2 protein-coding genes are annotated in these 13,811 nt (G+C 71.3%); both read right to left on the bottom strand.

Annotated elements, in window-relative coordinates; all coding sequences use genetic code 11:
• Positions 1–204 precede the first annotated feature (204 nt).
• On the bottom strand, positions 205–6,234 hold the full coding sequence (locus tag ACFOW8_RS06925; RefSeq protein WP_449289762.1) for an amino acid adenylation domain-containing protein: 6,030 nt from the start codon (positions 6,232–6,234) through the stop codon (positions 205–207).
• 83 nt (positions 6,235–6,317) lie between these two features.
• Positions 6,318–13,628: an amino acid adenylation domain-containing protein gene (locus ACFOW8_RS06920; protein WP_378548550.1), complete on the bottom strand. Its 7,311-nt coding sequence runs from the start codon at positions 13,626–13,628 to the stop codon at positions 6,318–6,320.
• Between the last annotated feature and the right edge of the window lie 183 nt (positions 13,629–13,811).

Here is a 13,811-nt window from a genome sequence, read left to right as displayed (position 1 = left end):
AGGCATGCGCACGGCATACCTACCCTGTAGCAACGGAATCGTAATCTGCAAGCCACCTGTTACGAGGGCATTCGGCCGCAGCGGCCGGATTTGCCGATGACCTGCGCTGTTGCCGGACAACGGCGGACCATACCCGCCATCGTCCGTCTTCGCCGGGCTTTCCGCAGCGCAACGAGGCCGTACGCGCGAGCGCGACGCCGGATGCTAGCCGGATGCCGGTAGCACCCCGGCCGTCGCCGGGCCGACAGTGGCGAGCGCCACTGCACCGAGCATGTGCTGATGAGTGGCGTCGACCGGGTGGTCGGTGATGATGCCGCTGATGTGTGGGCGCCAGCGGGAGGCGCCGCCCGCCGTGTTCCCGGTGGTCCGCATGGCGGTGAAGTAGGTGAGGTCGCCGGTGAAGCGGGCCGGGACGAGCTGAGTGAGCAGACCGACGGTGTGCAGGGCACCGCGATACATGCCGACGAAGCGGGCCGACGAGATCGGGGTCGAGCCGGCCAGCGCCGCGTGCAGGGCGGTGAGTGCGTCGTCGCCGAGGGCGGCGAGCCGGTCGGCCGGCGGCAGTTGTTCGTCGGGGATGCCGAGCTCACGGAAGGATTCGCGCAGTTCGGCGCCGAAGTCGGCCAGATCGGCGCCGGGCAGGGCATCGAGCATGGTCAGCATGGCCACCGTGTCACCGGCCGCCTGCAACCTGGTCGCCACGGCCTGCGCCAGCACCCCGCCGAGCGACCAGCCCAGCAGATGGTACGGACCAACGGGCTGGGTGGTTCTGATCTCGGCGACGTAGTGGTCGATCAGGTCCTCGACAGTGGCGGGCCGGAAGTCGGGGTCGCGCAGGGCCGGTGACTGGATGCCGATGATCGGCCGGTCCGCGGGCAGGTGCGGGGCGAGACCCGCGTAGGCCCAGGCCAGACCCGACACCGGATGCAGGCAGAACAGCGGTTCCCGATCGCCGTCGCGACGCAGCGGCAGCGTGGTGGCCAGCGCCGCGTCGATGTCACCGCCGAGCGCGGCCGGGCCGGCAGCGAGCCGGGCGCCGAGCCCCGCCACCGTCGGGTCGGCGAAGAACGCGGCCACGGTGAGTTCGGTGCCGGTCCGCGCACGCAGCCGGTGCACGACCCTGGTGGCCAGCAGCGAGTTGCCGCCGAGGGAGAAGAAGTCGTCGTCGCGGCCGGGCGTGGCCACGCCGAGCACCTCGGTGAACGCCTCGGCCACCGCGCGCTCGGTCTCGCCTTCGGGCTCCCGGTAGGTCCGCGGTTCGACGGCGGGTGCCGGCAGGGCGGCGCGATCGAGTTTGCCGTTCGCGTTCAACGGCAGCCGGTCAAGCGCCACCACCGCGGCGGGCACCATGTACGACGGAAGCACCTGCGCCACCGCGGCTTTCACGGTATTCGCGGCGAGCTCGGCGCCTGGCCCCTGCACCACGTACGCGACCAGCCGGTCGCCGAGCCGCGGATCGGCGTCGGCGAGCACGGCGGCCTGCGCGACATTCGGCACGGCGAGCAGCGCCGCTTCGATCTCGCCGAGTTCGATACGGAAGCCGCGGATCTTCACCTGGAAGTCGGTGCGGCCCCGGTATTCCAGCTCACCGTCGGCGGTCCAGGCGACCAGATCGCCGGTGCGGTACATCCGTTCGCCGCTGTCGGGCGCAGCGGCGAACGGGTCGGCGACGAAGCGGTCGGCGGTGAGATCGGGCCGGGCGAAGTAGCCGCGGGCCAGCTGGGCACCGGCCAGATACAGCTCGCCGGAGACCCCGACCGGCACCGGGCGCAAGCGCGCGTCGAGGACGTAGACGCGGCTGTTCCACGCCGGCGTCCCGATCGGCACGGTGCCGCGATCGGCCACTGTGACGCGATGGTCGGTGATCGATACCGCCGCCTCGGTCGGTCCGTAGAGGTTGTGCAGTGCGGCCTGGTTGCGGGCGAGGAATCGCTGCGCCGTCGCCGCCGGCAACGCCTCGCCGATCGCGAGGACCCGCCGCACGGTGGTCGGCAGCGGGCCGTCGGCCTCGGTGAGCAGGGCATCGAGCATCGACGGGACCACGTGCAGTGTGCTCACCGCGCGCTCGCGCAGTACCCCGAGCAGGTAGGCGGGATCGCGATGTCCCTCGGCGTCGGCGATCACCAGCGTGCCGCCGCACACCGCGGCCGACCAGAATTCCCACACCGACAGGTCGAAGGTCGCCGCGGTCTTCAGCAGCACCGAATCCCGGCGATCCAGTCCGAATTCGGCAGTCTTCCAGTGCAACTGGTTGACGATCGCGGCGTGTGACACGGCAACGCCCTTCGGCGTGCCCGTCGACCCGGACGTGAAGATCACATACGCGGTGTTCTCCGGCCGCAGCACCCCGCGACGTTCGCGCGCCGCGATCGGGCCGTCCGCGAAGGCGGACAGGTCGAGAGTGTCGACGGCGACGACTCGGGTCGTGCCCTCCGCGCGCGCGATCGACGACCGGCCCGCTCCCAGCGGGGATGCGCCGACCGGGTCGGCGGCGGACCGACGGGCGACGGCACCCTCGGCATCCGACGACGCCGCGGTGCAGGCATCAGGAGAAATCGGCGCATGGCCTGCGGCGATGCCATCCGGCGTCGCCGAGGTGTCGGTTGGCACCGGTGCGAATTCCACTGCACCAGAGGTCAATACAACCACCGGCGCGGCTGTGTCGAGCACGTGCCGGATGCGCTCGATCGGCTGGGCCGGGTCGACCGGTACGTAGGCCGCGCCGGCCTGGGCCACCGCGTACATGGCGACTACCAGCTCCACCGAGCGCGGAATGGCGAGGGCGACCCGGTCTTCCACACCGACACCCTGGTCGATGAGATACCTGGCGAGCCGGTGCACGCGCGCGGCGAACTCGCGATAGGTGTGCGGAGCGCCGTCGGGCGCGATCAGCGCGATACCGTCCGGGTGCGCGAGCGCGGTATCGGCGAACAGCGACGCGAGGGTGGCAGGGGCGACCGGATGGCCGGTGGCGTTCCAGCCGTGCAGGATTCGGTCGCGCTCCGGCGCGGCGAGCAGGTCGAGTTCGTCGGCCGGTCGCTGCGGTGCGGCGGCCACGGCGGCGAGTACCCGAGCGAAGCGGTCGGCGTAGTCACCCGCGGTGGCGGGGTCGAACAGGTCGGTGGCGTAGGTGAGGACGCCGGTGATGCCCGTGGCGACGCCGTCGGCATCGTAGGTATCGGTGACGATGGCGTGCAGGTCGAACTGGGAGACGGCCAGATCCACGTCGACCGCGTCGACGGCCAGCTCGCCGAGTTCGAGACCGGTGCGGGTGAGGTTCTGGAACGAAAGGCCCACCTGGAACAGCGGATGCCGCGCGGTCGAGCGAGCCGGATTGATCGCCTCGACCAGCCGCTCGAACGGCAGATCGGCATGGGCGAAGACCTGGAGATCGGTATCGCGCTGCCGCGCGAGCAGCTCGGTGAACGGCTCGCCCGGCCGCAGCGTGGTGCGGAAGACCAGGGTGTTGACGAACATGCCGATCAGGTCGTCGAGCGCGGCTTCACCGCGACCCGCGATGGGAGTACCGATGGCGAGGTCGTCGGTGCCGGCCATCCGCGCTAGCGTCACCGCCAGCGCGGTGTGCACCACCATGAACAGGGTCGCGCCCTGCGCGCGGGCCAGCGCCACCAGCGCGCGGTGGGTTTCAGCGTCGATCTCGATCGGCACCCGGCCGCCCGCGAACGACTGCACGGCGGGGCGCGGGCGGTCGGCGGGCAGATCGAGCTGGTCGGGCAGCCCGGCGAGGGCGTCACGCCAGTACGCGAGCTGGGCCGTGGCCAGCGACTCCGGATCGTCCTCGCTACCGAGCAGATCCCGCTGCCACAGCGCGTAGTCAGCGTACTGGACGGCCAGCGGCTGCCACTGCGGCGCCTTGCCCGCCGAGCGTGCGGCGTAGGCGAGCATGAGATCCCTGGTCAGCGGGGTCAGCGAGGAACCGTCACCGGCGATGTGGTGAACCACCACCGCCAGCACCGACTCGTCGGCATCGAGCCGCAGCAGCGCCACCCGCAGCGGGACCTCGGCGCGCACATCGAATCCGGTCGAGCCGAGCGCGTGCATGGCCGCGGCGAGCTCGTCCGCCGCGATGTCGCGCACCTCGAGTTGTGGGGTGGCCGCCGATTCGGGCAGCACCTGCTGAATCGGGTCGCCGTCGGTCTCGGGATAAACGGTGCGCAGGGTCTCGTGCCTGGCCACCAGATCGGCGACGGCGGCCCGCAGCGCGTCCACATCGATGGTGCCGCCCAGGCGCACCGCCATCGGGATGTTGTAGGCGACCGATTCCGGGTCGAACTGGTTGAGGAACCACATGCGCCGCTGCGCCAGCGACAGCGGAATCCGGTCCGGGCGTTGCCGGGCGACCAGCGCGGGCCGCGCACCGGCACCGGCGGCGTCGGCCAGGCGCTCGGCCAGCGCCGCCACGGTCGGCGCCTCGAACAGCAGGCGCACCGGGAAGTCGGTGTCCAGCGCGGCGCCGAGCCGGGCCGCGACCTGGGTGGCAAGCAACGAATTGCCGCCGAGTGCGAAGAAGTCGTCGTCGAGTCCGAGCCGGGTGTCGGCACCGAGGTCGAGCACCTGGGCGAAGGTGCCCGCCACGATCTGCTGCACCGGCGTCGCGGGCGCCCGGTACTCGGCGTGCTCGAGGACCGGCTCGGGCAGGGCGCGACGGTCGAGCTTGCCGACCGGGGTGAGCGGGATGGTGTCGAGTTCCATCAGCGTCGTCGGCACCATGTGCGCGGGCAGGCGGCGTTCGGCGAACGCGATGAGCGCCGCGGTATCGACCGCGGCACCGGGCGCGGCGTGCACGTAGGACACCAGAATCGTGGCGCCGGTATCGAGTTCGTGTCCGAGCGTGACCGCGAAGTCGACACTCTCGTGCGCGGCCAGGACCGCGTCGATCTCGCCGAGCTCGATCCGGAAGCCGCGGATCTTCACCTGGAAGTCGTTGCGGCCCATGTATTCCAGCGCGCCGATCGCGGAGCCTGACCACGTGGCGTCCGCGGCGGCGGCGCCATCGGGCACCGTGGTCCAGCGGACGAGGTCGCCGGTCCGGTAGAGCCGGGAACCGGCCGGGTCGAACGGGTTCGCCACGAATCGCGATGCGGTGAGGCCAGGGCGGGCGTGATACCCGCGCGCCAGCTGGGCGCCGGTGATGTAGAGCTCGCCGGTGACCCCAGGCGGGACGGGGCCGAGCCGGTCGTCGAGAACGTACTCGGCCACCCCGCTCATCGGGGCGCCGATCGTCACCGGATCGCCCGGCTTCAGCGGTGCGCTGATATTGGCCAGGATCGTGGTCTCGGTGGGGCCGTACACATTGCGGAACTGCCGGTGCGTGCCATCGGCAAGCGGAATCGACCAGCGCCGCACCAGATCCGGCGGCCACGCCTCGCCGCCGACGGTGACGACCCGGAAGTCGTCGAGTCCGGTCGGGTCGATGGAGGCCAGCGCGGCCGGAGTGATGAACGCGTGGGTCACCCGTTCCCTGCGCAGCAGCGCGGCGAGACCGTCCCCGCCGTACACGCTGGGATCGACGACCACCATGGTCGCGCCCGACCCGGCCGCGAGCAGCAGCTCCAGCATCGACGCGTCGAACGAGGGCGACGCGAAATGCAGGGTGCGCGAGGCCGGTTCGACGCAGTACTTGGCGCGCTGCTCGGCGGTGAAACCGGCGAGTCCGGCCTGGGTGACGGCGACGCCCTTGGGCAGGCCGGTGGAGCCGGAGGTGTAGATGAGGTAGGCGAGGTCCTCGGCGCGGATCGACCGCAGCCGGTCGGCGTTGGTCACCGGATCACCGGCGAACTCGTCGAGCCGTGGCGCGATCGCGGGATCGTCGACGGCCAGCCACGCCACCTCGGCGGGCAGCCGGTCGGCCACCGCGGTCACGGTGAGGCCGAAGACGGCGCCGGAGTCGGCGACCATGTGCGCCACCCGGTCCGCCGGATAGTTCGGGTCGACCGGAACGAAACCCGCGCCCGTCTTGGCCACCGCCCACACCGCGAGCACCGACTCGATGGAACGCGAAATCCCCAGCGCCACCAGGTCGCCCGCACCGATGCCGCGGGCGATCAGCAGCCGGGCGATCCGGTTCGACCGTTCGTCGAGTTCGGCGTAGGTCAGGCTACCGAGGGTGCGCTCGGCGTCGGCCAGCACCACGGCGACACCGTCGGGGTTGATCTCCACCGCGGTGGCGAGCAGCTGCGGCAGCGCGGTCACCCTGGCCCGGCGCGTGCGCACCGGCCGGGTCCGTACCGGCTTCGTCATCGCGAATCCACCTCACCCATCACCGAAACTCCTTGTGCCGCAGCCGAAGACACGGCTCAGGCGCCCTGGGTACGCGCGTCTCCGAGCACCAGGACCACCTCGGCGTCGCCAACCGTATCCGGCGCGGCGTCGTCGGCGATCACCGCCCGCAGATCCGCGAGCCCCGCAGTGTCGATCGTTGCCAGCCCGGCCCGGTCGCCGAACAGGTGCGTCACCCATTCCTCGGCGAGCGCCTCGGACAGCTCGGCCGCCGTGGGCACGAGCACCATCGATGCGCCCGCGACACCGGCGGCGACCGGCTCGACCAGCGCCGCGAAACCGTCCGGCGCGCCGCCCGCGTAGGTCCGCGACTCGAAGGTCAGGTCGGTGTCGGTGCGCACCCGCGCGCCCGCGGTGGCGAGGTCGTCGTAGCTGCGCACGCCGTCGGGGCCGACGAAGGCCGGGTCGCCGCCGCGCAGTGCCCTGGTGCGGTCGGCGTAGGTCACCGGGCGCGCCGACTGGGTGGACAGTTCGGTGCGCACGGCCGGATCGTCGAGCACCAGCCATGCCAGCTCGCCGGTGCCCGGCGCCCCGGCGGTGATGCCGATCTTGGCGGTCGGCTCGGCGGGCAGCTCGCCGGGGAACGCCACCACGGCGGCACCGGACTTGAGCACCGCCCAGACCGCGACGGCCCAGTCGGTCCCGCGCGGAAGGTCGACGGCGACACCGGATCCCGGCCCGAACCCGCGCCCGATCAGCAGCCGCGCCAGGCGCGAGGATCGCGCGTCGAGCTGCTCGTAGCTGAGTGCCTCCTCGCCCCAGACCAGGGCGGGACCGTCCGGGTCGTCCTCGGCGGCGGCGGTGAAGGCCTGGGCCAGCGTGGTGCCGCCGGCCGGCGAGGTCGGGGCGGGCGCCTGCGCGGCACCGGCGAGCAGCCGGGCGCGCTCCTGCTCGTCGAGGATGTCGATATCGCCGACGCGGACCTGCGGGTCGGCGGCGACCGCGGTCAGGATGCGGGCGAACCGATCGCCGAGCGTACGCACCGTCGACTCGTCGAACAGGTCGGTGGCGTAGTTGAACAGGGCGACCAACTCGCCGGGCTGCCCCTCGGCGGTGAAGCGTGGCTCGACATCGACCTGCAGGTCGAACTTCGCCGCCACCGCGGTCTCCAGCGCCTGCACGGTGAGCCCGGGCAGCTCCAGCGCGGCCACCTCGTTGTTGCTGAAGGTCAGTGCCACCTGGAACAGCGGATTGTGCGCGCTGCCCTTGCCCGGCGCGACCGCCTCGGCGACCCGCTCGAACGGCAGGTCGGCGTGCCCGAAGGCACCGAGATCGGTCTCGCGGGCCAGATCGACCGCCTCGTCGAAGGAACCGGCCGGGTCGAGCACCGTGCGCAGGGTTAGCGTGTTGACGAACATGCCGACAAGTTCGTCGAGTGCCCGCTCACCGCGGCCTGCGACGGCGGTGCCGATCGCGATGTCGGTGGTGCCGGACAGCCGGGCCAGCAGCACCGCCAGTGCCGCGTGCACGACCATGAACAGCGACGACTTGTGTTCGCGCGCGATGTGTTCCAGCTGGGCGTGCACCTCGGCGGGCAACCGCAGCTCGGTGGTGGCCCCGCGCAGGGTCGGCACCGCGGGACGCGGGCGGTCCTGCGGCAGTTCGAGCAGCGGCGGCACCCCGGCCAGCTGATCACGCCAGTAGTCGAGCTGAGCGGCGGCCACCGAGCCTGGCTCGTCATCGGCGCCGACCACTTCGCGCTGCCACAGCGCGAAGTCGGCGTACTGCACCGGCAGCGGCGTCCAGACCGGTCGCTGCCCGGCGGCACGGGCGACGTAGGCCGTCATCAGATCGCGGGCGAGCGGGGCGAGCGAGGCACCGTCGGCGCAGATGTGGTGCACGACGAACACCAGCAGCCAGTCGGCCGTCGAGCCATCGGTGAGCAGCCTGATCCGCACCGGCGCCGCGGTGGTGACGTCGAATCCGGTGCCGACCAGTTCGGCGGTACGGCCGAGCACATCGCCGGTCGTCTCCACCTCGAGTCCGTTCGGCAGCACCTGGTCGACCGGCAGGATCTCCTGGGCGGCCGTGCCGTCCACCGCCGCGGGGGCGGCGCCATGGAACACCGGGAAGCGGGTGCGCAGCGATTCGTGCCTGCCGAGCACATCGGTGACGGCCGCGCCGAGCGCGGCCACGTCGAGCTCGCCGGTGAGGCGGATCGCGAAGGGCAGGTTGTAGGACGCCGAGGCCGGGTCGAGCTGGTTGAGTACCCACATGCGCTGCTGGGCCAGCGAGAGCGGAATCCGCTGCGGCCGTTCGGCGGCCACCAGCGCGGGCCGTGCCGACGCGCCACCGGCGGCGACCCGTGCGGCCAGCGCGGTCACGGTCGGCGCCTCGAACAGGTCGCGAATGGTGACCTCGGCGTCGAGCGCCTCGTTGATCCTGGCGATCGCGCGGGTGGCCAGCAGTGAGTTGCCGCCGAGCGCGAAGTAGTCGTCGTCGGCGCCGACCCTGGCCATCCCGAGCAGCTCGGCGTAGACGCCTGCCACGATCTCCTCGGTGGGCGTCGCGGGCGCGCGAAATTCGCTCGCGGTGAAGGTGGGCGCAGGCAGCGCCTTGCGGTCCAGCTTGCCGCTCGGGTTGAGCGGGAACTCCGCCAGCTCGACGAGCAAGGCCGGAATCATGTACGCGGGCAGGGCCGTACCGATCGCGGCCAGCAGCGACGCCTGCTCGATCGCGGCACCGGGCTTGGGCACCACGTACGCCACCAGCTGTTCCCCGGCAGGCGAATCGGCGACGATCGCGACGGCCTGACTCACCGACGGCTGCGCGAGCAGCGCGGTCTCGATCTCACCGAGCTCGATCCGCTGTCCACGGAACTTCACCTGGAAGTCGGTGCGGCCCAGGTATTCCAGCGTTCCGCTGCCGTCCGGCCTGGTCCGCCAGACCGCCAGGTCACCGGTGCGGTACATGCGCTTGCCCGGCGTGAACGGGTTGGCGACGAAGCGATCCGCGGTGATGTCGGGGCGGGCCACATACCCTCGGGCGAGCTGGTCACCGGCGAGGTACAGCTCACCGACGACCCCGGCGGGAACCGGGCGCAACCGCGAATCCAGCACGTAGACCTGGGTATTCCACTCCGGCACACCGATCGGCACCGAGCCGCGGCCCGGTTCGCTCGCAGGCCAGTAGGTCACCGAGACGGCGGCCTCGGTCGGCCCGTACAGGTTGTGCACCCGCGCGTCGGAGACCGCGTCCATCGCGGCGACGGTCTCCGGCGGCAGTGCCTCGCCGACCGCGAACACCTCGCGCAGCGTCGGCACGGCACCCGGCGCGGTGTTGGCGGCGAACACCGTGAGCATCGACGGCACGAAGTCGGTCACCGTCACGCGTTGCGCCGCGATCGTTTCGGCGATGTAGGCCGGGTCGCGATGCCCGTCGTGGGTGGCGACGACCAGCTTCGCCCCTGTGCGCAGCGGCATGAAGTAGCCCCACAGCGACACGTCGAAGGTGGTCGCGGTCTTCTGCAGGTACACATCGCCGGGACCGAGCGGGTACTCGGCGAGCATCCAGCTGATCTGATTGTCGATCGCCCCGTGCGGCACCGCGACACCCTTCGGGCGGCCGGTGGAACCCGAGGTGAACAGCACATAGGCCGGGTGCGCGGGCAGCAGCGGACGAGCCAGCTCCGCGGCGGCCACCGGCGTGGTGGAGAAGTCTTGCAGCGCAACGGTATCGAGCAAGACCGCAGGCATGCCCGCGGGCACCTCGATCGCATCCGAGGTGGTGGTGAGTACACACACCGGGCGCGCGGTATCGAGAATGTAGGCGATCCGCTCGGCCGGGTGATCCGGATCGAGCGGCACATACGCGCCACCGGCGGTGACGATCGCGTACATACCGACCACCAGATCCAGCGAACGGCGTACGGCCAGACCGACATACGATTCCGGCCCGACACCATCGGCGATCAGCTTGCGCGCCAGCCGGTTGACCCGCTCGTCGAACTCACGATAGGTGAGCTGCGCGCCCTCGTACGACAGCGCGACCGCATCGGGGTGCGCCGCGACCGCGCGCCGGTAGCCGTCGAGCAACAGCGAAGGCGCGAGCTCGTGCCCGGTGTCGTTCCACCGCACCAGGATTCGGTCCAGCTCGGCCTGATCCATCAGGTCGTGCCCGCCGATCGGCGCGGTCGGGTCGGCGACGATTCCGGTGAGCAGCCGCAGGAATCGTTCGGCGATGGACTCGACGGTGGCCGCGTCGAACAGATCGGCCGAATAGGTGAGCCCGACCCCGATGCCGTGCGGCGCACCGTGGCGATCGGTGTCCTCCACCATCTCGAACTGCAGGTCGAACTTCGCGAACGGAATGCTCAGCTCGACCCCACTGACCGTCATGCCAGGCAGCTCGAGCGCGGTGCGCGACATGTTCTGGAAGGCCAGCATCACCTGGAACAGCGGGTGCCTGGTGGTGGAGCGAGCCGGGTCCAGCAGCTCGACCAGGCGCTCGAACGGCACGTCGGCATGGCCGAAAGCGGCGACGTCGGTGGCCCTGGTGTGGGCGAGCAGCGCGTCGAAACCGGCCGCCGGGTCGACCTGGGTGCGCAGCACCAGGGTGTTGACGAACATGCCGATCAGATCGTCGAGGGCCGCGTCACCGCGCCCGGCCACCGGGGTACCGATGGCGATGTCGCCGGTGCCCGACAGCCGGGCGAGCAGGGCCGACAGCGCGGCGTGCACCACCATGAACAACGTCGAGTTGTGGGCGTGCGCCAGTTCGTCCAAGCCTGCGTGCACGTCGGCGGGGATACGGAAGTCGAGGGTGGCGCCACGGTAGGTGGCGACGGTCGGGCGCGAGCGGTCGGTCGGCAGCTCGAGCTGGTCGGGCAAGCCGGCCAGCTGGGTGCGCCAGAAGTCGATCTGCTGGGTCAGTACCGACTCCGGGTCGTCCTCGGTGCCGAGCACCTCGCGCTGCCAGAGCGTGAAATCCGCGTACTGCACAGCCAATTCGGGCAGCCGCGGTTCGGCGCCCGCGCTGCGCTGCACGTAGGCGCCCATCAGGTCACGGGTCAGCGGTCCCATCGATACGCCGTCGCCCGCGATGTGGTGGACCACGCACACCAGCACGTGCTCGTCGTCGCGCAGCCGCAGCAGGCGCAGCCGGATCGGCGGCGCGAGCGCGACATCGAACCCGACGCCCGCGGTCTCGGCGACCAGCGCGGGCACCTCGGCCTCGGTGACGGTCTCGACGTCGAGCGCGGGCACCGCGCGCGGATCCGACAGCGGCAGGATCAGCTGCTGGCCCGCCCCGTCGACCTGCGGGTACATCGTGCGCAGCACTTCGTGCCTGGCGACCAGGTCGCGCACCGCGGCGCGCAGGGCGTCGGGATCGAGCGCGCCGGTGAGCCGCACGGCCATTGGCATGTTGTTGACCGCGCTCGCCGGATCGAAGCGGTTGAGGAACCACATCCGCTGCTGCGCGAACGACAGCGGAATGATCTCGGGCCGCTGCTGGGGCACCAGTTGCTGTCCCGAGCCGGTTCCGATGTGGCGTTCAACCCGCTCGGCCAGCGCGGCGACGGTACTCGCCTCGAACAGCACCTGCACCGGCACCCTGGTGTCGAGCGCGGCACCGATCCTGGTGGCGGCCTGCGCGGCGAGCAGGGAGTTGCCGCCGAGCTCGAAGAAGTCGTCGTCGGCGCCGACCCGGATCTCCTCGGCACCGCCGGCGGTGAGCAGCGCCGCGAAGACCTCGGCGACGATCTCCTGCACCGGGGTCGACGGTGCGCGGAACTCACGCGCGGCGAAGACCGGTTCGGGCAGCGCCTTGCGGTCCAGCTTGCCCACCGGAGTCAGCGGGATCTGCTCGAGCACCATGATCGAGGCCGGAATCATGTAGCCGGGCAACGTTTCCGCGAGGAACGCGTCGAGGGCGGCGACATCGATCGTGGCGCCTGCCCGCGGCAGCACATACGACACCAGCGCGGTGACGCCGGAGGGCAGGGTCTTGCCGAGGGTGGCCGCGAAATCGATGTCGGGGTGCGCGGTGAGGGCGTTGTCGATCTCGCCGAGCTCGATCCGGAAGCCGCGGATCTTCACCTGGAAGTCCGAGCGGCCCATGTATTCGATGACACCGTCCGCCGATTCGGCCCGCCGCACCAGGTCGCCCGTGCGGTACAGCCGTGCGTTGGCGTCCCCGCCCTGCGCACCGAACGGGCTGGCGACGAATCGTTCCGCGGTCAGACCCGGCCGGTTCAGGTAGCCCTGTGCCAGGGCCGGGCCGGACAGATACAGCTCGCCGATCACCCCGGCAGGCACCGGGCGCAGCCGCGAGTCAAGGACGAACGCACCGACACCGGCGATCGCGGAACCGATCGTCACCGGGGCGGCGGGGTCCATCGGGGGCGTACTGGTGGCGAGGATGGTGGCCTCGGTCGGGCCGTAGCCGTTGTAGAACTCCCGCTCACCGACCGCCCAGCGGCCGACCAGTTCCGGCCCGAACTTGTCACCGGCGACCACGACGACCCGCAGCTCGTCCAGCTCGGCGGGGTCCACCGACTCCAGCGCGCCCGGCGTGATCAGCATGTGCGAAACCCGTTCGCGGCGCAGCAGATCCGCGAGTTCGAAGCCGCCGAACACCTGCGGCGGCGCGATCACCAGGGTGGCGCCGGCCGAGAACGCCAGCAGCAGTTCGAGCACCGAGACGTCGAAGTTCGGCGAGCACACGTGCAGCACGCGCGCCTCGGCGGTGACGCGGTAGTGCTCGCGCTCGGCGGCGACCAGCGGGGCCAGCCCGGTGTGGGTCACCACGACGCCCTTGGGCTTGCCGGTGGAACCGGAGGTGTAGATCAGGTAGGCGGGGTGCCGCTCGTCGAGGGTGCGGACCCGGTCGGCGTAGGAGACGGGGTGCGCGGGCCTGGTGGCGATGGCGGCGGCGGTGGCCGGATCGTCGAGTTCCAGCCAGGGCAGCGAGTCACCGAGGACGTGCCGGTGCGCGGTGGTGGTGAGTCCGAGCACCGCACCGGAGTCGGCCAGGATGTGGGCGATGCGGTCGGCCGGATAGTTCGGGTCGACCGGCACATAGGCGGCGCCGGTCTTGGCGATGGCCCACACCGCGAGCACCGACTCGAGGCTACGGGCGATGCCGATGGCCACCACGTCGCCGGGGCCGATCCCGCGCGCGATGAGTTCCCTCGCCAGCCGCGCTGACTCCTGATCGAACTCGGAATAGGTGAGTTCGCGCTGGTCGGCGGGCTCGCCGGTGGGGTTGAACCGGACGGCGACCCGGTTAGCCGACGACTCGACCGCACCGGTCAGCAACTGCCCGAAGGTGGGACTGCTCGACCGGCGACGGCGGGTACCGCGGGCAGAACGGCGGGCAGTTTCCATTCGGGTCATTCACCTCTCATCGAGCAGATCGAGCCATCATATCGAGCATCGACAGTCCGACCGAATGTCGCGCCGGTACCCCACCCCGATTCCGGTGCCCACCATTGCGTGGGCACCGAGAAGTATCGAACCACGGGTATACCGCGTTGCCTGATCACACGGCAAAGTGACGGGGTTCATACC

This window comes from Nocardia rhizosphaerae (assembly GCF_042650365.1).
Classification (GTDB): domain Bacteria; phylum Actinomycetota; class Actinomycetes; order Mycobacteriales; family Mycobacteriaceae; genus Nocardia; species Nocardia rhizosphaerae.
The sequence above is the reverse complement of the archived record's forward strand: the minus strand, read 5'-3'. Positions and strand labels throughout refer to the sequence as shown.

Excerpts from the sequence above, each read along its gene's own strand:
- ACFOW8_RS06920 (WP_378548550.1), bottom strand. The coding sequence starts at position 13,628 with ATGGAAACTGCCCGCCGTTCTGCCCGCGGTACCCGCCGTCGCCGGTCG.